This window comes from Staphylococcus sp. GDY8P85P (genome assembly GCF_017892405.1).
GTDB lineage: Bacteria > Bacillota > Bacilli > Staphylococcales > Staphylococcaceae > Staphylococcus > Staphylococcus borealis.
In genome coordinates this window covers 39,749-61,311 of the sequence record NZ_JAESLA010000014.1, presented here as the reverse complement: position 1 = coordinate 61,311, position 21,563 = coordinate 39,749, and the positions used below count along the sequence as shown (strand labels likewise).

Below are 21,563 nucleotides of genomic sequence, written 5' to 3'. Positions count from 1 at the left end.
TATTTTTGTAATAATACTGTTATTTAAGTAACAATTAGGGTATACTATGAATAAGCACAAGACGAGAAACAAGATAAAGGAGAGAGTGCTTATGAAAAAATTAGTAGCGGCATTTTTAGTCTCAGGACTAGTAATGACAGGAGTAAGCGTTAATCATGCTGAAGCAGCTAGCGGCAATACAATTCAAACAGTTCAACAATTAACACAAGGTCAAAAATCTCTAGAAAATATTACGCTTGGCGAATCAATCAAAAATGTTACAAACAAATACGGTACACCGATTTATTCTAAAAATCCAAGTAACAATGAAGGATATTATGAATATCGCACTAATAAAGGTTTGCTGGTTGTAACTGCAGTAGGTAAGAAGAACCAAGGCCATGTTACAAGAATTTCTATGACTTATAATGAAGCCAATGGCCCAACGTATAACCAAGTGAAAAAAAGCTTAGGACAAAATGCGATTGCGCGTGTTCAATATAACAAAGTAAGTGGTAACTTTGGTTATATCCAAAAAGGTAACACAAGCTATCAATTTGGCTCAAACTCACCACAAGATAAAAACATCAAATTATATCGTATTGATCTTGCTAAATAATTAAAATTCTATATATGTTATCAATCACTAGGAGTACGACGTCAAATGCCAACTTTTAAATGACGTCTTGCTCCTATTTTTTATGGTTAAACAGAAAATAACGTCAATGTATGATAAAATTTTAAATTGAACCATTAACTATTCGTGTCAATCTAACGAAACTATAGCAAAGGAGTAACCTATGAGAACCAATGATAAAGTGTTACTTGAGAATATAAATGATTACTTTAGTCATAAAGGAATGGCACCTAATTTAATCGATGATATTAAAGAAAATTTGCGTACAGATTTGAAGAAATCTGAATCAAAAGATCAAGATTATCTAGATTATAGAGGTAAATCTCCAGCACAAATTATTTTGATTATTCAACGGAATTTATTTGGGTTACAAACGAATCCTGTTATTTTCTTTATTATGAATTTTATTTTAATTTCGTACCTTTATGATAAACAATACGTGCCATTCCAGGCGGCGACAGCTATTTCAATTTTCTATTGTATTATTATTTTTCCGTTAACGATTTTTATCAATATACGGATTGATAAGAAGAAATTTCTCTATAGTAACCGTTTTGAAATGATATTAGGATATACAGTCGCCATTATTGCATTAATCTTAATTATTATGCGTGCGTTTAATTTAAACTGGGGAATCGTTCCAATCACTATTTATAGTCATCAAGTTGTCTTTTTTATAGGTATAATATTAAGTTTAATAGGTATTTTCTTTAAAAAGATGGAGTACACAGCTATTGGCTTGTTATTTTGTCAAAAGACGGTTGATGCTGTAATCACAAAACCTGAGATTGCACAAATCTTTTCTTTAGTTATTTGGATTTTAATAGTTGTACTCATTATTTTTTACACAATTAAATTATCATCGAGAACTAGGGTTTAGTTCTTAATACATAGGCAATCACCTGTATTTATGCGGTGGTTGTTTTTTTGTTTAAATATTAATTTTATATAATAATTTGAGAAATAAAGTTAAGAACATTCATAGCGTAACTTTTAAAGAAGTGGGTATAGTAACAATTAAGGGAGGTGCCAACATGAAAAAAATCGAAACGTTAAACCAAACAAAATTAGCTTATCAAGATGAAGGACATGGCAGCCCCGTTATCTTAATACATGGCTTAGATGGTAATTCTGCAGCGTTTGATTTATTAAACAAACAACTACAAGAGAACTATAGAGTGATTGCATACGATGTTCGAGGACATGGTAAATCATCACGTCCTGATTCATATGATTTAGAAGATCATGTCGAAGATTTATATGTACTAATCAATAAATTAAACTTAAAGAAAGCACATATATTAGGTCATGATATGGGAGGTATTATTGCTAGAGAATTTACTGAAAAGCATGAAAAACATGTATTATCTTTAACCATTATCTCCTCTAAAGCTGAAGATATCGTTCATGGTTTTACGAAATTAATGATTGAGCACCAAGATGAAATTGCAGGGTTTAATAAATCTGAAGCGCTACTGTTACTATTCCCTTATATTTATAAAGAAAAAGAATCAGCGATGAAATGGATTCAACGACAACGATTATATAGTAAACAGAATTCTGAGGATAGTGCCATAGCTAGTAGGGCGCTTTTAAATACAGCATATGTAAATCAAGGGTATACACATTACGTTAAAGTACCTACACTCATTGTAAATGGACGTTATGATCCAATTATAAATGACAAGGAACATTATAAAATCGAAGAACGATTCCAAAATGTTGAAAAAGTTTTATTTGAAGGATCAGGACATGCACCCTATGTAGAAGAAGAAGATAAGTTTCTAGTCTTATATTTGAACTTTTTAGAAAATGTTGAGCAGATAGTAGAAGTAAATCATTAAGTTTAGTTATTTGAGAAAGACAGTTTCTATTGAAATCATTTAGAAATTGTCTTTTTATCATTGTTTTGAATGTATTCAACACGTTTTATATTAAATGTATTAGCTAAAATTTGGCATCGAGCTAACAATATAAAAGTATATAAATAAGGGAGCGGGACAGAATTCTTTTGAATTCGTCGTAACCCCAACTTGCTTAGCTTGTAAAATCACTTTCGTGATTTTTTGTGTTGGGGCCCCGCCCACCTCCGCATGGATGACTAGAACTGAGAAAAGCTTGATTTAAGCGCCTTCTCAGTTCAGTCAGCTACTGCGAATTTGATAATTAGCATTACTATATAATTTATGTCCCAGACTGTATTTCTCTGGAAATACAATTCCATATTTTTAAGTGTATATCAAAAACAAATAGAATTAGAAAAGCCACAAAGAAATTATAAATCAGTTTCTTTGTTAGCTTCTTCAATACGTGTATTTACTTTATTTAATAATGAATCGATTTTTTTACGTTGTGTACTATTAACAAGGATTAATACAGTTCTTTCATCATGTTCATTACGTTTTTTATCAAAGTAATCTTCTTGAGATAAATTTTTCACTGCTTTAACTACTTGTGGTTGTTTGTAATTTAAGTGATTAATAATATCTTTTAAATAATATTCATCTTCTTTACTTTGACTAATGTATGTTAAAACGGCGAACTCTTCAAAACTAATTGAAAATTCTTTTTTGATGATATTTTTTAATTTATCTGCGTATGTGATCATTGCTAATAACTCGAAGCAATCATTGATTTTTGAAATTGCCATTTTGAAACCTCCCCAACTTATGTGCGCTTTTTCTATTTTGCCCGTTAAATTATATATAACGTCCTATAATAGTTAAAAATACTTAAATAATTTAGATTAAAAGAATTTTATTAAATTAATTTAATGCTATATTATTTAGTTAATTATAACTAAATGGAATTAAGAAGTAAACAAAAAAGTACTTAATAAAACAATATTTTGATTATTATATTCTTTGTTTGAATTTCAAAGCAATTGATAAAAATCAATTAATTAAGAACAATTATTATTTCACTCTATATAATAAAATTTATTCCGAATAGCTTATTGTGAAAAACTTATGGTTAATAGGATAGAAGTGAGGATGAAGGGTGTACGATAACTTTATCCCCAAAGTTTAATCCTTTGGATACCATAATATACCCATTTTTGGGGCTCTTAGTATATTCTATTCTTCTTTTAATAATTTTGTTGTTTTGTGTAATTAAAACATAATCATTTTCAAATATTGAATTTGTAGGTAGTTCTATTTTAGAACTTCCAACATCAATATCGAAATGACGACCAAGTGGGTAATGATCTTGGGTGGAAATATCTACTTGATAAATGGATTCTCCTTTTTCCACTTTGTGAGGAATTTGAGAAATAGATAAAATTTTACCAGTGAATAATTTAGCGTGCTTTGTTGTAACATTTACCTCTTGGTTTATTTTAATTTGATCTAATTGGGATTCAGTTATATTAGCACGAATAATATGTTTTTCGCTATTAATTTGCATTATTTTTGTATTTAATTTAGAAGGATGTGGATCTAAGACGGTTACTTTGCCATGAATAGGGGAATGAATACGTGTTTGAAGCCGATTTTGAAGTTCAAGTATTTGTGTGTTTAGCGCTATGTGTTGTCCGCCTGATGGTTTCGGTGATTGGTTGAGAAGAGAAGATAAAGCTTTCTTTTTAGAGACAATCATTTTCTCGAGAATAGGGTTATAATAGTCTATCAAAGGTGCATCAGAATGAATGGTTTCACCATTTTTAACAAATAAAGTGGCAACATTGCCTAAAGAAGGGTTGAAATATAAAGTGAAGCTTTCTTGAGATTGCTGTTCACCAGTAAAAGAAAGAGAATATTGAGGTTTGGCAGTGAGCGTTTCTATTTTTGAAGTGTCTGGTTCGTTAGGTATTTTTGAATAAATATAATAGCCGAAAAAGATAATCAGGAGGATAAGTGCAGTCACTAAAAGTTTTAATGGGGTAAAAAATGTCTTCAGTAAAATCACCTCTATAAAGTTGTTATACAATGATTATACAATGGTGATGAGGCTGTGACAAAAATAATATAATGAAGCTATTTTGCAAATTCGCAGTAGCTGACTGAACTGAGCAATCGCTTAATTCAAGCTTTTCTCAGTTCTAGTCACCCTTGCGGGGGTGGGACAACGAATTTAAAAAGAATTCTGTCCCACTCCCAATATTATTAAATTAAAAAAATGTCTTCTCAACAATTAAGAAAAGAAGACATTTTGAATAAATATATCAATATTCTGTTATACAAATTAAAAGAGACGTAATAAAACAATCCCAATGGCAATAGCGATTAATCCACTGAATTTGCGCAATGTTATTGAATTTTTGGGAACACCTAAGCCAAAGTGATCGATCAATACGCCCATGAGCATTTGTCCCAACATGGCAACAATTGTAGTTAACGCTGCGCCTAAAAATGGCATTAGAATAATGTTTGAAGTAACAAAAATAACGCCTAATACACCACCAATGAAATGAATAGGCTTGATTTTACCTATATCTGGTTGTGAGACTTTAATTTTAAGGCTTCGGTTAAATATTAACGTTAGAATGAATAACGCGAATGTGCCAACGCTAAATGATACAAGTGCCGCAAACAATGAATTATGCATTTGTTGAGCTAAACCACTATTAATGGTTGTTTGTAATGGTGGTGCAAAGCCAAATATAAATCCAATAATTAGCCATACATAAAACATTCGATTTGTTTTTTCTTCAAGTTTATTTTTAGGTATCTCATTCATCAATAAAATACCGAAGAGTAAGATTAAAATGCCTACTGCTTTTAAAAGTGTGAAGGGATGATTACTCGCGCCAAGTAAACCGAAAGTATCAATGAAGACCCCCATGATGATTTGACCAGCTACGGTCATAACTACTGTTAATGCTGCACCTATACGGGGAAGTAATAATAAGTTTCCTGTTAAGAAACAAACGCCTAACAGACCCCCAACCCACCAATGATAGTCTATTGTGTGGCCACTATAAAATGAAGCATCAAATAATTTAGGGTTAAAAATTACATTTAATATAAATAAAAATAAACTACCTACAAAAAATGAAATGGTAGACGCATAGAAAGATGATTCAGTGAAACGTCCCAGACGAGCATTAATTGAGGTTTGTATTGGAACCATCATACCAGCCACGATACCGAGTATAAATAAAAATGCCACAATTGACCTCCTACATTTTTTATAACTAAAACATCATTATTATACGCATTTTAAATATTATTTTCAAAATACAATAGCGGAATTGTCTCGTTGCGCATCATTATAGGTGTAGGACTTTGAATTGAAGTAAAAAAGGAGAGTAACAGAATTCAAGTTGAATTCATTGTTACTCTCCCAATTTGTCTTGCTTATAGGCGCATGTTTGATATTACGGTCCGTTCGCAAGGATGACTAGAACTGAGAACAGTATCATTGAAGTACCTTCTCAATTCAATTCATTACTGTCAATTTTCGATGTGGACGCGTAATAATCGCTTTGTTTCGAAATCAATGACATAACACGATCGTGATAGGTTATTTCGTTTCGAAAATGACAGTACTCGTAACATCTATTAATTTAGCAGATGTCGCTTTAATCGGTGTACCGGCTGTGGGTTGTAAAATATTAAGCTTAATAATATTATCCATGGCATCTTTAGCATCAGCCTCTGATACAACAACGTTAACTTGTGGGAATTGCAATTTAGCAGTTTTATTTAAATTTGTTTTAAAAGCAAGTTCTAAAGTTTTAGTCATATTATATACCTCCTTAATTATTTTTAGATTTGAATTAAGTTAAATCTTGAGTTTTAACGACTTCAATTTTGTCGAATGGTTCATTAATCAGATGTGCGATGATATTAACAAAAGATCTGATTTCTGAATCTGTGGCTCTTGTATTTAAGTTTGTAAAACGACGTTTCGTTTCTTTTGCTTTGCCACTTGCATCGTGAGTGATATGCGTACAAACAACAGATAATTGTGAAATTTCATTCATGTGTTTGTCACCTCCTTTCACTCTATATATCGAAATCAATTCAAAAAAGAGACACATTATTTTAAAGAAATTTGAGCAAAAACGTTTCATGTTACTAAAATATGGTTTATCATTAAATAAGAAACTTTTATGAGGTGGATAGATGAATCAAGTTGAACCAATCAGAAATAAAGATGATATAAAAAAGATGTATGATGTATTAAAACGTAAATCAGATAGAGATTATCTTTTATTTAAATTAGCAATACATACGGGTATACGTTTAACAGATTTATTAAATTTAAAAGTAAACGACGTCAAAATGGATGATCAAGATGATATTAAGTCTTCTTGGATTCAATCATGTGCACCTGCAATCAAAATCTTGTTGCCGAATGACTTGCGTGGAGAGATTAAGCGGTTTATTGAATATAATAACCTTATGGACAACCAATTATTATTCCAATCAATAAGAACACATAAGGAACTTTCTAGACAACAAGCTTACCGAATCATTCATCATGCGGCTGAAGAATTAGGATTGTGTCATATTGGTTTGACAACTTTGCGTAAAACGTTTGCTTATCATGCTTACCAATCGGGTATTTCTATTGCAATCATACAAAAATATTTAGGTCATCAGACAACACAAGAAACGGTTAAATTTATCGGGTTGTCTGCCGATGATGAACTTCATACAATTATCGCTTTAAATTTATAATTTAATTTTTATTGAAAAGGAGGCTTTTGATGAGCTTAGTATACTTACTAGGTGGACTAATCGTTATTATGCTAATCGTCCTAATGACGTTGTTTATTAAACCATTGAGACGGTTTGCGGGATATATTGCATTGTTAGCACCTATTTTAGCTTCAGGGTATTTCTTGACCCAAATTCCCAGTGTTTTAAATGGAAAATTTGTAGAATTTAAGATTCCATGGATGCCCGCTATTGATGTTAATCTTGACCTCAGATTAGACGGCCTGGGATTAATGTTCGGATTAATTATCTCCATTATAGGGGTGGCAGTATTTTTCTATGCTACTCAATATTTATCTGCTAATAGAGATAACTTGCCACGTTTCTTCTTATATTTATTATTATTCATGTTTAGTATGTTAGGTATTGTCGTTTCAAACAACACTATTTTAATGTATGTATTTTGGGAATTAACGAGTGTATCGTCATTTCTATTAATTTCCTACTGGTATAGCAATGCTGAAAGTCAATTAGGCGCAATTCAGTCATTTATCATTACCGTATTAGGTGGTTTAGCCTTATTAACAGGTTTTATTATGCTATATATCATTACTGGTACAAATACGATTTCAGAATTACTTACACAAAGTCATAGCATTAGCGAACATGCTCTATTTATACCAATGATGATAATGTTGTTAATTGGGGCTTTTACTAAATCAGCACAATTTCCATTTCATATTTGGTTACCTAAAGCCATGGCTGCACCAACGCCTGTAAGTGCTTATTTGCACTCGGCTACAATGGTTAAAGCTGGTATCTTTTTACTATTTAGATTCACACCTATTTTAGGCTTAAGTGATAGTTATATTTATATTGTTACGTTTGTTGGATTGATTACGATGATATTCGGCTCTGTAACAGCCTTGAGACAATATGATTTAAAAGGTATCTTAGCGTATTCAACTATTAGTCAATTAGGAATGATTATGTCGATGGTTGGTCTAGGTGGAGGCATTGCACAACATCCATCAGGTGTAATGGCAGAAACCTACACACTCATATTATTCGCAGGTTTATTCCATTTAATGAATCACGCTATATTTAAGTGTGCTTTATTTATGGGTGTCGGAATTATTGACCATGAAGCTGGTACACGAGATATTCGTCGCTTAAGTGGTATGCGAAAATACTTCCCGAAAATGAACTTAGTCATGACACTCGCTGCGTTATCAATGGCAGGTGTACCGTTATTAAATGGTTTCTTGAGTAAAGAGATGTTCTTTGATTCTCTAGTTAGCGCAATCGAATTACAACAATTTGGTCTAACGTTAACGATTATTGTGGTAGCAATTGGTGTTATCGCGAGTATCTTTACTTTTGTCTATGCAGTTTACATGCTTAAAGAAACTTTTTGGGGAGAATTTGATGAAAAGAAAGTGCCTAAGAAACACATTCACGAACCATGGCTGTTTAGTTTACCCGCAATCATTTTAATGGTTATGATACCCGTTATTTTCTTTATCCCTAACGTTTTCACTGAGCGTTTAGTATTGCCAGCACTTCGTAATGTTACCAATTTAGGTAGCAACGTCGATGCAATAGCACCGCACGTATCTCAATGGCATGGCATTAACTTACCACTCATTTTTAGTGTGATTGTTATTATAGTTGGTCTCATTTTAGCGTTAAAAGTGAACTGGAAAGCGATAACGCATCAAGTGATTAAATATGCATCGATAACAACTTCTTATCGTAATGTGTATCGAGGTTTCGAGCGTTATTCTGGTCAAATGATTCGCGGTTTAATGAACAACAGATTAAACCACTATAACATTATTACAGTACTCATTTTCTCTATATTAATTGCTTACGGTATATTCCAAGTCGGCTTGCCAAAGCTACATCAAATAGAAGTTTCAGAATTTGGCCCATTGGAAGTTATTTTAGGCATTATGATCAGTATTGTTGGTATCGCGTTAGTGTTTATTCGTCAACGTTTAACGATGGTTATTTTAAATGGCATCATCGGTTATAGTGTGGCATTGTTCTTCTTATTAATGAGAGCACCAGATTTAGCATTAACGCAATTAGTAGTAGAAACAATTACGACAATTCTCTTTATTGTCAGTTTCTCAAGATTGCCAAACATCGCACGAACTACTGCGAATATGAAAAAGGAAACTGTCAAAATTATCGTGTCATTTATTATGGCTGGAGCCGTCGTGACTCTGATATTTATTGCACAACAAGGTGATGGCTTTGAGTCAATTTCTAAATATTATATGAATGCCTATGAATTAACTGGCGGTAAAAATATCGTAAATGCAATCTTAGGTGATTTCAGAGCATTGGATACAATGTTTGAAGGTATTGTTTTAATCATAGCTGGTTTAGGTATTTATACATTATTACATTACAAAGATAGGAGGGGCCAAGATGAAAGAAAATGATGTTGTGTTAAGAACCGTTACTAAAATCGTTGTCTTTATATTATTAACCTTTGGGTTTTATGTTTTCTTTGCGGGACATAATAATCCGGGTGGCGGTTTTATAGGTGGTCTAATCTTTAGCTCGGCCTTTATCCTAATGTTCTTAGCTTTTGATGTAGATGAAGTTTTAGAAAGTCTTCCAATCGATTTTAAAAAATTGATGATTGTTGGTGCTATCATTTCGGCACTTACTGCAATTGTGCCAGTGTTCTTTGGTAAAGCGTTCCTATATCAAAGTGAAGCATACATCCATTTGCCTTTATTGGGTGAATTGCATGTAACAACAATTACATTATTTGAATTAGGTATATTGTTAACGGTTGTTGGTGTTATTGAGACAATTATGTTGGCTTTGAGTGGTGGTAAATCATGAATTTAATATTATTACTTGTGATAGGATTTTTAGTATTTATAGGAACGTACATGATACTATCACTCAACTTAATTCGAATTGTTATAGGTATTTCGATTTATACACATGCCGGGAATCTAATCATTATGAGTATGGGTCATTATAGTAATAAGATGACAGAACCGTTAATTCATGGTTCTAATACCAATTATGTGGATCCGTTACTGCAGGCGATTGTACTTACTGCAATTGTTATTGGCTTTGCGATGACTGCATTTCTATTAGTGCTTGTTTATCGAACATACCGTGTTACTAAGGAATCTAATATTGATGTATTAAGAGGAGAGGAGGATGACAATGAACAGTAATTTATTAGTTCTTCCTATCCTATTACCATTGTTATGTGCATTGGTGCTTGTTTTTACGAAAGAAAAAAACATGTTATCTAAAATTTTGTACATTGGAACAATGTCTATTAATACAATTATTTCACTTTATTTATTAATCTATGTGCTACAGCATAAACCTATCACCCTTGATTTTGGTGGTTGGGCAGCACCTTTTGGTATTCAATTTTTAGGTGATGCTTTAAGTTTAGTTATGGTGACTGTCGCATCGTTTGTTGTGACACTTATCATGTCTTATGGATTTGGACGTGGCGAGGATCGTGTTAATCGATACTACTTGCCTACATTTATCTTGTTCTTAACAACGGGTGTTATTGGTTCATTCTTAACATCTGATTTATTCAACTTATATGTTATGTTTGAAATTATGTTACTCGCTTCATTCGTGCTCGTAACATTAGGTCAATCTGTCGAACAATTAAGAGCGGCCATTATTTATGTTGTATTAAATATCATAGGTTCATGGTTTTTCTTACTTGGTATCGGCTTGTTATATAAGACAGTTGGAACATTAAACTTCTCACAAGTCGCATTACGCTTAGATCAAATTCATGACAATAAAGCGATTATTATTATTTCAATTGTCTTTATTGTGGCATTTGGTTCGAAAGCCGCATTGGTACTCTTCATGTGGTTACCTAAAGCCTATGCAGTACTTAACACTGAACTTGCAGCTTTATTTGCTGCATTAATGACGAAAGTAGGTGCGTATGCACTAATTCGTTTCTTTACACTTCTATTTGACCAACATACAGGCGTGACACATCCATTACTAGTATTTATGTCTTGTATCACAATGCTCATAGGTGCATTCGGTGTTATCGCATATCGTGATATTAAGAAAGTCGCGTCATATCAAGTTATATTATCAATAGGTTTTGTCATTTTAGGTCTAGGTTCAAATACGTTTGCAGGTGTCCATGGTGCCATCTTCTATCTAGCCAATGACATTATCGTTAAAACGATGTTGTTCTTTATTATAGGTAGCTTAGTGTATATGTCTGGTTACCGTGAATATAAATACTTATGTGGGCTAGCTAAGAAGGAACCGTTCTTTGGTGTTGCATTTGTTGTTATGATATTTGCGATTGGAGGCGTTCCGCCATTTAGTGGTTTCCCAGGAAAAGTGTTAATCTTCCAAGGTGCAATTGAAAATGGTAATTACATTGGCTTAGCATTAATGATTATCACAAGTTTATTAGCTATGTATAGCTTATTTAGAATTCTATTTATTATGTATTTTGGAGATAATGATGGTGAACAGGTTGATTTCAACCCGCTACCTAAACATCGTAAAACAATTCTGGGCGTCTTAGTCGCAGTAGTACTTGCAATGGGTATTGCAGCACCAGTCGTGATGCATGCTACTGAAAATGCTACAAAATTGAATTTGGATGATAACTACTTCCATAGCATTGTTAACACACATTTGAAGGAGGGGAATAAATGAGACAAATTGTATTGAACATATTAATCGCATTTTTATGGGTACTGTTTCAAGATGAAGACTCATTTCAATTCTCTACCTTCGTATCTGGCTTCATCATTGGTTTAATAGTAATTTATATACTGCATCGTTTCTTTGGACAAGCTTTTTATCCTAAAAAGATATGGGTAGCTATCAAGTTTCTCGGCGTATATTTATATCAATTAATTACTTCTAGTATTAGTATTATTAAGTACATTTTATTCAAAACGAATCACATGAATCCGGGCTTATTAACGTATGAAACGAAATTAAAAAATGATTGGGCCATAACCTTTTTGACAATTTTAATTATTATTACGCCTGGATCGACAGTGATTCGAATTTCAAAGACAACGAATAAATTCTTTATACACAGTATTGATGTTTCTGAAAAAGAAAAAGAAAGCCTACTTAAAAGTATAAAACAATATGAAAACTTGATTACGGAGGTGACACAATGATTGAAACGCTCACGAATTTCTTCATTACAAGTGCATTAGTATTGTTTGGCATAGCGTTCATAATTGGCTTATTCCGTTTAATCAAAGGACCTACAACAGCAGATAGGGTTGTAGCATTTGATGCTTCCAGTGCTGTTATTATGTGTATTATAGGTGTGGTTAGTGTGATTTATAACACTGTGTCATTCCTTGATTCTATTATGCTTGTTGCCATTATTTCATTTGTAAGTTCTGTATCTATTTCTAGATTTATAGGGGGAGGTCGTGTATTCAATGGTACAAATAAACGAAATCATTGAGTTGATTGCCGCGCTCCTTATATTTCTTGGTAGTATTATTGCTGTGATTAGTGCGATTGGAATTGTTAAATTTCAAGATGTCTTTTTACGAAGTCATGCATCTACTAAAAGTTCGACGTTATCTGTCTTATTAACATTAGTAGGCGTGTTAATCTACTTTACGAATCAACAGAGTTTCTTTAGTGTAAGATTGTTATTATCGATTGTTTTTATCAATTTAACATCACCAGTTGGTATGCATTTAGTTGCGAGAGCAGCATACCGTACAGGCGCATACATGTACCGTAAAGATGATGCACCAAAACGCTCTTCAATTTTATTGAGCTCTAAAGAATACAATTCAACAGAGGAACTTAAAAATCGTGCTCGAATTCGAGAGGAACGTCGAGAGAAAATTTATTATGACGTTCAAAAGCAACGACAGAAAGAAAAAGAAAAGCAACAAGAAGGGAATATTGAAAGTTTATCAGAAGCTAGAAAAGAAACTAGAGAATGATTAAATGAATGAGATTGAACATAAACACGTCATCGTAAAGACGACTGGTTTGAATGTTCAATCTCATTTTTTAGGTTGATATATAAAATTAATGTCATTAATAGATTTAAATAAACATAAAGAAATAACAATGATATAGGTGAAGCACAAAGTAATACCTGCTGAATACATCATTTATATGGGTGTTTGTTGTCTTTTTGAGTAAATGAGATTAATCACTAGCCATATGATTTGTACTAGGAAGGGGAGTAAGTACGCAAATCCTAGTACTGCAATATTAATCCATTTTACTTCAGTCGTTTGTATGACACCTGTAGCATCTACTGATCTTAACCAAAGTAAAAGTGCAAATCCTAAAAAACTTAGTACTTCAATGCCGCTTACTATCCACCAAAAGATCCATGAAATTTTCATAAAATCCACACCCCCTTTTGAATGTGTGACGTCGTACGATGCTAACTTATGCTTTTGATTATAGATTTTCTCGTTGTAAATATGAGTTGGGAGTGGGACAGAATTCTTTTAAATTCGTCGTCCCACCCCTGCAAAGGTGACTAGAACTGAGAAAAGCTTGATTAAAGCGCCTTTTCAGTTCAGTCAGCTACTGCGAATTTGCAAAATAGTATCATCATATTATTTATGTCCCGGACTCTTCTTTTAAATAAGTTATGAGTAATTCCTTGTAGTAGTCGATAAAACGAAGGTATTTTTCTTTTTCTACATACTCGTTAATTTGATGTGGCACTGTTCCGGGTCCAAACATTAGGAAAGAAAAATGTTCATCTTTATCTCGTAACAAATTAGAAGCATCTGTGACACCGACTGTTGGTGAAGCAACAATGTCTTCGCCGAATATCTGCTTAGCCACACGTTGTCCAATCTTAATTAATGGGTTATCTCCTGTTGTTAATACTGGATCTAAGTCTAAATATAAATCTTCTTCAAGTTGACCCCCTTGTTTATTTACTTCTTCTAAGTAAGTTTTAAATAGGGCTTTAACTTTTTTATTATCATATTCTGGAATCGTTCTAATATTAAATTCAGCAGTGGCAATATCAGGAACTGAATTCACTTGGTTCCCACCATGTAAAATGGTATTGCTAATAACAAGTCCAGAAATCACACGTTCAACCTCATCCGCATCTATGTGGTTGTCTTGTGTTAATTGTGTTTGAATGCGCTCAATAAGATGTGAAAAATCTAGTTTCTCGCTTTTTAAAGTTTTAGAAATACGTTCATATTCAGTGTCGATATCTTGAATAAAGTCAATTAATGGTTTAATCGCATTATATCCGATAACAGGTACAGAACTGTGAGCAGCTTTACCTTTAGAAGTGATTTTATAATCCATTGATCCTTTATGAGCATAAACGATGTTTGTTTCAGATGGTTCAGCAATAATCAAAGCGTCAACGTCATTCATATAACCTTTTTGATATAGTTGTGCTGAACCAAGTTGCTCTCTTTCTTCACCCGCAGTTGCCATGAATTTTATCGTACCATGAGGTAGTTGATGGTTTTCTTTCAATTCAATCATTGCAATCGCTAAAGCCATTAATCCAGATTTCATATCTGAAGTACCACGGCCATATAGTCGGTTTTCTTTTTCGGTCAATTGAAATGGGGGATAGTCCCAATCATTGTGATCGCCTTCTGATACAACATCCATGTGGCCTGAAATTGCTACCACAGGGCTTCCACTACCGATTGTAGCAATTAAGTTTGCACGTTGACCTTCAACCGTATCAATTTCTGCCTTAATATGATGTGCTTCAAATAAGTCTTTTAAATAAGTAGCAACTTCCATTTCATTATCATTCACCGTATTAATCTCTACAATATCTGATAATAATGTCAGTTTCTCTTTCTCTGAAAATGTATTCATGATTTTAACTCCTTAAAATAGAAATATCGTACGGTTAAAATTGTAGTAAAGATAAAATATACGTCAACTGTAGTTATTTCTAATTTAGAACGTAGCAATTGAATCGATGATGATACGTCCGTCATACATGCCACATTATTGCTGATTAGTATTTGAAGTTATCTTATGAATAAGAACGTCTGCCATCACCATAAGACCAAACATAATGATTAAACTCATGGTTACATCGCTAGTAAAATGCGCACCGATTCGAATTCGGCTTAATGCCATTAATACACTATAAAATAGACCAATTGCGAACATGATTTTTCGTGAGCGAAGCTTATGGAAATAGAAAGCTAGAAACATGAGAAAGGCACCATTACCCGTATGCCCTGATGGGAATGAACTATGCCCTGTATTGCCATTTATGGTAAGCCAATTGGTAAAATGTGCTCCTTTGTCGCTAAGTTCATATGGTCTGACACGTCCCCATAATTCTTTCATATTGCCAACAAGTTCTAAGCCGATAAATAGTACGATAAAACTGATAAGTGACACTTTAAATAATCTAGTTAATTCAGCAGTATTTGTGTTTTTTAACCAAAAATAATAACAAACAAATGCGATGATTAATAAAATGATTAGTGATATAAACATACTCCAACCTAAGGGTAAAGCGGTACCTGCATTTCCTTCATTATTTGCCATACCCATTGGCTTATGGTGCTTTATATTATTTGATGTTGATAATATGTATTGAACAGTTTCTGATACTAGTGCGTTCGTTTTAATTAGTGTGAATACAGAAGTCATAACTAAGATGATTAACTTAGCAAATCGATGATTAAACGTTGTGAATACATAATAATTTAATATAATCACAGAAATAATGAGTACTAACGTAGGCGGGAATAACCCATAATTTTGAAAGAGTGTGCCAAATAGATCATTTTGATTCATCAATGCATTTGATATCGGTTGATCTGCGACTGTTGCAAGCAACATAATTAAGAGTAAAATGCCTAATACTGTCGCAGTAAGTCTTTTTGAAATAGTCATGTATAATCCTCCTAAATTGTTTTCAATTGAAGTACCCGATTGTTTAAAACGAAATGATTTCAGTTTGAACATTTCTAACTAAAGCATAGTAATGAATGTTTAATTCAATGTTAGGGGATAGTAAAAATTTTATTAAAATCTAAATGAAAGTCTTATTAGCTATAAAGATCATTGTTATAGGTGATCAAACAAATGAATGGTTAGAAGTAGATTGGAATGCTATCAATTTAATAAAAATGGATTAAAAATGAATGCAAGTTAGTTAATTCATTGTAACTTTAATGGTAAAATTATAACTAAACGATTGTGAGTTTAAGATGTATCTTATAAAGATATAAATAGACATAAAGCGTATTTTTTATATTAGGCAAGTCTTATTTCTCCAATTAAATATGAAGTATAAAATGGGGTGGAAGTTTGGAAATATTTGAAACGATTCTCATATTTCTAGCCGTAGTGATTATAAGCTCCTTTGTTCATACTTTTATACCCAAAGTGCCTCTGGCATTCATTCAAATTGCTTTAGGAATGCTCCTCTTTTTAACACCTGTACCTGTAGAATTCAATTTTGATTCAGAACTCTTTATGGTAGCAACGATTGCACCGTTACTGTTTGTGGAAGGTGTTAACGTTTCCAGAGCTCATTTACGTCGCTATATTAAACCGGTTATGTTAATGGCATTAGGACTCGTTATCACAACTGTAATTGGTGTAGGCCTGTTTATTCATTGGATTTGGCCGACACTTCCTATAGGTGCCGCATTTGCTGTAGCCGCAATATTATGTCCAACGGATGCTGTGGCTGTGCAAGCAATTACAAAAGGTAAGGTTCTACCTAAAGGTGCTATGACTATACTTGAAGGTGAATCATTACTTAATGATGCAGCAGGTATCATTTCATTTAAAATTGCAGTAGGTGTTCTAATTACTGGTACATTTTCATTATTTGAAGCGGTGCAACAATTTCTGATTGCGTCAATTGGTGGTGCAATTATTGGTTTACTTATTGGTATTGCACTCGTTAGATTCCGTTTAACGCTTACCAGACGTGGCATAGAGAACATTAATATGTTTACGTTCTTACAATTATTAACACCATTTGTTACATATCTTGTAGCTGAAATGTTTCATGCGTCAGGAATTATTGCCGCTGTTGTTGCAGGTTTAGTACATGGCTTTGAACGTGATCGTATCGCTCAGACGCGCACACGACTTCAAATGAGTTATAACCACACTTGGAATATTCTAGGGTACGCATTGAATGGTTTTGTTTTTTCAATATTAGGATTTTTAGTTCCAGAAGTTATTGGGAATATTGTAAAAACAGAACCACACAATTTATTGTTCTTAGTTGTGATCACGGCCTTAGTTGCGTTAGCAGTCTATCTATTTAGATTTATTTGGGTGTATGTGCTATATCCATTATTCTATTTATCTGTCAGTCCTTTCCAAAAATTAATGAATGAAGAAGGGGAAGACAAGAAAAAAGAAAAACCACCTAAACGAAGTATGTATGCACTTATCATGACGCTATGTGGTGTTCATGGAACCATTTCATTGGCAATCGCATTAACACTGCCTTATTTTTTAGCAGATCATCATGCATTCTCATATCGTAATGATTTATTATTTATTTCCTCAGGTATGGTTATTATCAGTCTAGTGGTTGCACAAGTAGTATTGCCGTTTGTAACAGCGAGTGCACCTAAAGCGAAGATTGGAAGTATGAATTTTAAAGAAGCAAGAATTTATATTCTTGAGCATGTCATTGATTACTTGAATCATCATTCATCGTTTGAAACAAGTTATCGCTATGGCAATGTGATTAAAGAATATCACGATAAATTAACGTTCTTGAAATCTGTTGAAAAGGATGACGAGAACTCTAAAGAACTTGAACGATTACAAAGTTTAGCATTTAAACTTGAAACGAAAACGTTAGAACAACTTGCCGATGATGGTGAAATTACAGCGAGCGTATTAGAAAACTATATGCGTTACGCTGAACGTACTCAAGTATATCGTCAAGCTTCACTTATACGTCGAATGATTGTTGGCGCAAGAGCTTTACTTTTAAAACGTCGTATAAGAACGCGTACAAATGCCGCATCATCGTTAAGTGTGACGGATAACTTATTGGAACTATCTAAAATCAATAAGATTGTTCACTATAATGTAGTCAGTCGTTTAGTAGATGAAGCGAATGAAGATAATAAATTAGAAGTTGGTATGATTTGTGACGGATATCTTATGAGAATAGATAACTTATCGCCATCTAATTTCTTTAATACACGAGCAGAAGATTCAATTACGAAGATTAAATTAAATGCTTTGAGAGAACAACGTCGTGTTTTATCTAGTTTGACTGATGATGGCGACATTACTGAAAGTACAGCATTAAAGTTAAGAGAAGCAATTAACTATGATGAAATGGTTATCGTTGACAGTTTAACCGATTAATTTAATCATGGTTGTTGAAGATATAGCGATGTGGGAGTGGGACGGAATGCTTTATAAATTCGTGGTCACTCCCACATTGCTTAACTTGTGGCATGTCTTGATGAAATTCTCTTTGTTGAGAACCGCTCACAAGAATGGCTAGAAGGGATACAAGTTTGATTTGAGTTTTTCCTAGTTCAGTCAGCTACTATGAATGTGCAAAGTAGCATCACTCTATAATTTTTGTCCAGGATTGCATTTTAATAAAATTGCAGTTTGTTTAAATAAGCGTGAATAACATTCATTAGCAATTCATGATACAATAAAGTGAATGCATGGGTGAGGTGAAATGATGTTAACTGAAGAAAAAGAGGATTATCTGAAAGCAATATTAGCTAATGATGGAGATACATCCTTTGTCTCAAATAAAAAGTTATCTCAGTATTTAAATATAAAGCCTCCTTCAGTTAGTGAAATGGTTGGACGTTTGGAAAAAGCTGGTTATGTTGAAACGAAACACTATAAAGGTGTAAAGCTCTCAGATGAGGGGTTAAAACATACGTTAGATATCATTAAGCGTCACCGTCTGTTGGAGTTATTTTTAATAGAGGTTTTACAATATACTTGGGAAGAGGTACATCAAGAAGCGGAAATATTAGAACATCGCATATCAGATTTGTTTGTAGAACGTTTGGATAAGATACTTGATTATCCTGAAACATGTCCGCATGGTGGCATTATCCCAAGAAATCAACATTTCGAAGAGAAATTTACAATATCTTTATTAGCATTCGCGCCTGGTGATAAAGTGACGATTAAACGTGTACGTGATAAGACTGAACTTCTGGTCTATCTTTCAAGCAAAGATATTTCAATTGGAAATGATGTTGAAATAGTAACAAAAGATGAAACGAATAAAGTCATGATAGTGAAACGAAATGATATTGTAACGATACTAAGCTATGACAACGCAATGAATATATTTGCAGAACATGTTTAATTAGATAATAGAATCTCCACTAAATGGGTCAGTGATACCGCTTTAGTGGAGATTTGTTTAAATTGAATTAAAGTGTGAAGATAAGCATAATGTATATTGCTAACGCGTTAAACGCTATCCATAAGGTACTGAAAATGAACGTGGGTATACGTGTGATTTCTGTTAAGGTACGCCCATCCCAACTCGGGATGGGGCGTTGAAATGTTAGTTTAAATATTGTCCAACTTGATTGTAAAACTTCGCCTAATAATACGCCAAGAATCAGATGATACATAAAAATGACTAAATAATAAAATAGCAATTGATTGTCGTGTTGCACTAAAAAGTATAAAAGTGCGATGAATATGATTAATACAATCATTGGTGATAGTTTGCGTGATGTTAGAATGAAAAAATAAATAAAAATAATAATATAAGCGCTTAAGAATAGACTTGGATGACCATAATAAGCAGCACTTAGACCAATTAAGAGCATCAATGGAGGCATGATATAGCCGCCTAGTGTTGTAATGAATTGTCCAATACGCCCTTTGGATTGCGTAATAGCATAACCTTGTTGCATCGTTTGCAATCGTTCAGATGGACGGGTAACGATAACCAAATCTTTTGCGCGTCCGCCACTGATTTTATTAAATAATACATGACCAAATTCATGTGTAAGTACAGGAATATAGTTTAAATAAACGTCTAAATACTGATTAAATGAGCGATGTCTATTTTGATGAATCATTATATAGATCATTGCTATAATAAGGATTAAATATATATTTAAATTGATAGTTGTAGTAAAAAATTGTTCTAAATAGACCATAATTGACCTCGTCGAGTATAAGATTATAGTATTGATTATAAAGTAAATTTAATGATTTAGCGTTTAGACTTTAGATGTATCTTTTAGAGAGAACATGAATATCAGTTGAAAACGTGTTGAGAAGAAAAAATAATTATTTATTATGATTCTATTTTCATATACTATATGCATATGAAATGGTTTAGACAGTAAGGAGATTACTTAAATGCATGATCAAAAAGAGACAACAGCGACTAAAGTGGATATTTTAGGTGTTCAATTCGACAATGTAACAATGCTAGATATGATTGAACATGTCAAAACATTTTTCACGCAAGACACTGAAGATAATTTGTTTATCGTGACAGCTAATCCAGAAATCGTTGATTATGCGTCAGAGCATAGTACATATAGACAGCTAATTAATAGTGCGGATTACGTTGTTCCAGATGGTACGGGTGTTATCAAGGCATCGAATCGATTAGGGACGCCGTTAAAAAGACGTGTGCCAGGTATCGAATTGATGGAACATTGTTTAAAGATTGCGCATACGAATTATCAAAAGGTATATTTACTGGGTGCTAAACATGAAGTAGTCACACTGGCACACAATAATTTACAGCAGAAATATCCGCAAGCCCAATTTGATTATCATCATGGCTATATAGACTTAAATGATGAGACCGTCATCAAACGAATACAACGTTTTAATCCGGATTATATTTTCGTTGGGATGGGCTTTCCAAAACAAGAAGAGTGGATTCAAAAGTATCGACATACCTTTAAAAGTACTGTAATGATGGGTGTAGGTGGCTCACTTGAAATTTACAGTGGCACGAAGAAGAGAGCGCCTAAACTATTTATTCAATTGAATATAGAATGGGTATATCGCTTATTAATCGATTGGAAGCGTATTGGGCGTATGCGTAGTATTCCTAAATTTATGTATAAAATTTTTAAAGTACAGCGACGAATGAAGAAGAATAAATAAGGAGTGGGGCAGCATGCTTTTGAAGTCGTTGTCCCGCTTCTAGCTTGCTTAGCGAATAGAATTTCTTAATAAAAGTTTATTTGCCGGGCCCCACTGGCAAGGATGACTAGAACTGAGAAAAGTTTGATTCAAGCGCCTCCTCAGTTCAGCCAGTTACTGCCAAAATGATAAGGAGGCTGAGACATTTTATTTTGTCCCAGCCTCTTCATATTTTTATC

At 33.1% G+C, this 21,563-nt stretch carries 23 protein-coding genes; 14 read left to right on the top strand and 9 right to left on the bottom strand.

Features of this window, described 5'->3' with window-relative positions:
- The first annotated feature begins 91 nt into the window (after positions 1-91).
- The 3 genes from KA828_RS03355 (at position 92) to KA828_RS03345 (ending at position 2,460) form a co-directional block, all read left to right on the top strand.
- A complete protein-coding gene (locus tag KA828_RS03355) occupies positions 92-598 on the top strand; it encodes an SA0570 family protein (protein ID WP_053030738.1) in 507 nt (168 codons plus the stop codon).
- Between the two features lie 181 nt (positions 599-779).
- Positions 780-1,496: a hypothetical protein gene (locus KA828_RS03350; protein ID WP_053030736.1), complete on the top strand. Its 717-nt coding sequence runs from the start codon at positions 780-782 to the stop codon at positions 1,494-1,496.
- A 154-nt stretch (positions 1,497-1,650) separates the two neighbouring features.
- Positions 1,651-2,460 carry an alpha/beta fold hydrolase gene (locus KA828_RS03345; RefSeq protein WP_210125402.1) on the top strand — a complete coding sequence of 270 codons (810 nt, stop codon included), beginning with the start codon at positions 1,651-1,653 and terminating at the stop codon, positions 2,458-2,460.
- Positions 2,461-2,891: 431 nt separating this feature from the next.
- On the opposite strand, the gene sarA is transcribed toward KA828_RS03345, so the two are convergent.
- From sarA to sroA, 5 genes are all read right to left on the bottom strand, one after another.
- Positions 2,892-3,266 (bottom strand): global transcriptional regulator SarA, encoded by a 375-nt coding sequence (gene sarA / locus KA828_RS03340; RefSeq protein WP_053030732.1) that lies wholly within the window; start codon positions 3,264-3,266, stop codon positions 2,892-2,894.
- A 323-nt stretch (positions 3,267-3,589) separates the two neighbouring features.
- On the bottom strand, positions 3,590-4,546 hold the full coding sequence (locus KA828_RS03335) for an efflux RND transporter periplasmic adaptor subunit (protein ID WP_245336027.1): 957 nt from the start codon (positions 4,544-4,546) through the stop codon (positions 3,590-3,592).
- A gap of 255 nt (positions 4,547-4,801) precedes the next feature.
- Positions 4,802-5,728 (bottom strand): DMT family transporter, encoded by a 927-nt coding sequence (locus tag KA828_RS03330; protein ID WP_075108846.1) that lies wholly within the window; start codon positions 5,726-5,728, stop codon positions 4,802-4,804.
- A gap of 354 nt (positions 5,729-6,082) precedes the next feature.
- Entirely contained in the window at positions 6,083-6,304 is a 222-nt protein-coding gene (locus tag KA828_RS03325) for a DUF2922 domain-containing protein (RefSeq protein WP_053030728.1), read from the bottom strand.
- Between the two features lie 34 nt (positions 6,305-6,338).
- Positions 6,339-6,545 (bottom strand): sigS mRNA-stabilizing protein SroA, encoded by a 207-nt coding sequence (gene sroA, locus KA828_RS03320; RefSeq protein ID WP_053030725.1) that lies wholly within the window; start codon positions 6,543-6,545, stop codon positions 6,339-6,341.
- Positions 6,546-6,687: 142 nt separating this feature from the next.
- Between sroA and KA828_RS03315 the strand changes: the two genes are divergently transcribed.
- The 8 genes from KA828_RS03315 to KA828_RS03280 are packed head-to-tail and all read left to right on the top strand — an operon-like array spanning position 6,688 to position 13,199.
- Positions 6,688-7,245, top strand: a complete 558-nt coding sequence (locus KA828_RS03315; protein ID WP_053030723.1) for a tyrosine-type recombinase/integrase — start codon at positions 6,688-6,690, stop codon at positions 7,243-7,245.
- Positions 7,246-7,274: 29 nt separating this feature from the next.
- The gene (locus tag KA828_RS03310; protein WP_075108848.1) at positions 7,275-9,677 is read left to right on the top strand and encodes a DUF4040 family protein; all 2,403 of its coding nucleotides are present in this window, start codon (positions 7,275-7,277) and stop codon (positions 9,675-9,677) included.
- Positions 9,664-10,089 carry a Na+/H+ antiporter Mnh2 subunit B gene (mnhB2, locus tag KA828_RS03305; protein WP_053030719.1) on the top strand — a complete coding sequence of 142 codons (426 nt, stop codon included), beginning with the start codon at positions 9,664-9,666 and terminating at the stop codon, positions 10,087-10,089. Before KA828_RS03310 ends, mnhB2 begins: the two co-directional genes overlap by 14 nt.
- Entirely contained in the window at positions 10,086-10,436 is a 351-nt protein-coding gene (gene mnhC2, locus KA828_RS03300; RefSeq protein ID WP_075108849.1) for a Na+/H+ antiporter Mnh2 subunit C, read from the top strand. Before mnhB2 ends, mnhC2 begins: the two co-directional genes overlap by 4 nt.
- Positions 10,426-11,925, top strand: a complete 1,500-nt coding sequence (gene mnhD2, locus KA828_RS03295) for a Na+/H+ antiporter Mnh2 subunit D (protein ID WP_070854515.1) — start codon at positions 10,426-10,428, stop codon at positions 11,923-11,925. The genes mnhC2 and mnhD2 overlap by 11 nt, the downstream gene beginning before the upstream one ends.
- Positions 11,922-12,404, top strand: coding sequence for a Na+/H+ antiporter Mnh2 subunit E (gene mnhE2 / locus KA828_RS03290; RefSeq protein WP_053030713.1), 483 nt, complete (start codon positions 11,922-11,924; stop codon positions 12,402-12,404). Before mnhD2 ends, mnhE2 begins: the two co-directional genes overlap by 4 nt.
- Positions 12,401-12,703: a Na+/H+ antiporter Mnh2 subunit F gene (mnhF2, locus tag KA828_RS03285; RefSeq protein ID WP_053030711.1), complete on the top strand. Its 303-nt coding sequence runs from the start codon at positions 12,401-12,403 to the stop codon at positions 12,701-12,703. Before mnhE2 ends, mnhF2 begins: the two co-directional genes overlap by 4 nt.
- Complete coding sequence (locus tag KA828_RS03280; protein ID WP_210125401.1) at positions 12,678-13,199, top strand: Na+/H+ antiporter subunit G; 522 nt, start codon at positions 12,678-12,680, stop codon at positions 13,197-13,199. The genes mnhF2 and KA828_RS03280 overlap by 26 nt, the downstream gene beginning before the upstream one ends.
- 174 nt (positions 13,200-13,373) lie before the next feature.
- Here the strand turns inward: KA828_RS03280 and KA828_RS03275 are convergent, their stop codons facing one another.
- The 3 genes from KA828_RS03275 to KA828_RS03265 all read right to left on the bottom strand — a co-directional run bounded on the left by KA828_RS03275 (position 13,374) and on the right by KA828_RS03265 (position 16,125).
- Positions 13,374-13,613, bottom strand: coding sequence for a DUF3923 family protein (locus KA828_RS03275; protein ID WP_193839678.1), 240 nt, complete (start codon positions 13,611-13,613; stop codon positions 13,374-13,376).
- A gap of 223 nt (positions 13,614-13,836) precedes the next feature.
- Positions 13,837-15,084: an ArgE/DapE family deacylase gene (locus KA828_RS03270; protein ID WP_193839677.1), complete on the bottom strand. Its 1,248-nt coding sequence runs from the start codon at positions 15,082-15,084 to the stop codon at positions 13,837-13,839.
- A gap of 135 nt (positions 15,085-15,219) precedes the next feature.
- Positions 15,220-16,125, bottom strand: a complete 906-nt coding sequence (locus tag KA828_RS03265) for a phosphatase PAP2 family protein (protein WP_075108853.1) — start codon at positions 16,123-16,125, stop codon at positions 15,220-15,222.
- Between the two features lie 417 nt (positions 16,126-16,542).
- Between KA828_RS03265 and KA828_RS03260 the strand changes: the two genes are divergently transcribed.
- Together KA828_RS03260 and KA828_RS03255 are read left to right on the top strand one after the other, a co-directional pair.
- Positions 16,543-18,585, top strand: coding sequence for a cation:proton antiporter (locus KA828_RS03260; RefSeq protein WP_210125400.1), 2,043 nt, complete (start codon positions 16,543-16,545; stop codon positions 18,583-18,585).
- Between the two features lie 331 nt (positions 18,586-18,916).
- Positions 18,917-19,564: a metal-dependent transcriptional regulator gene (locus tag KA828_RS03255; RefSeq protein ID WP_053030796.1), complete on the top strand. Its 648-nt coding sequence runs from the start codon at positions 18,917-18,919 to the stop codon at positions 19,562-19,564.
- A 67-nt stretch (positions 19,565-19,631) separates the two neighbouring features.
- Here KA828_RS03255 and KA828_RS03250 read toward each other — a convergent pair whose 3' ends face one another.
- Positions 19,632-20,375, bottom strand: coding sequence for a M50 family metallopeptidase (locus KA828_RS03250; protein ID WP_075108855.1), 744 nt, complete (start codon positions 20,373-20,375; stop codon positions 19,632-19,634).
- A 205-nt stretch (positions 20,376-20,580) separates the two neighbouring features.
- On the opposite strand from KA828_RS03250, the gene tarA reads away from it, so the two are divergent.
- Positions 20,581-21,345, top strand: coding sequence for an N-acetylglucosaminyldiphosphoundecaprenol N-acetyl-beta-D-mannosaminyltransferase TarA (gene tarA / locus KA828_RS03245; RefSeq protein ID WP_075108856.1), 765 nt, complete (start codon positions 20,581-20,583; stop codon positions 21,343-21,345).
- Positions 21,346-21,563: the final 218 nt, after the last annotated feature.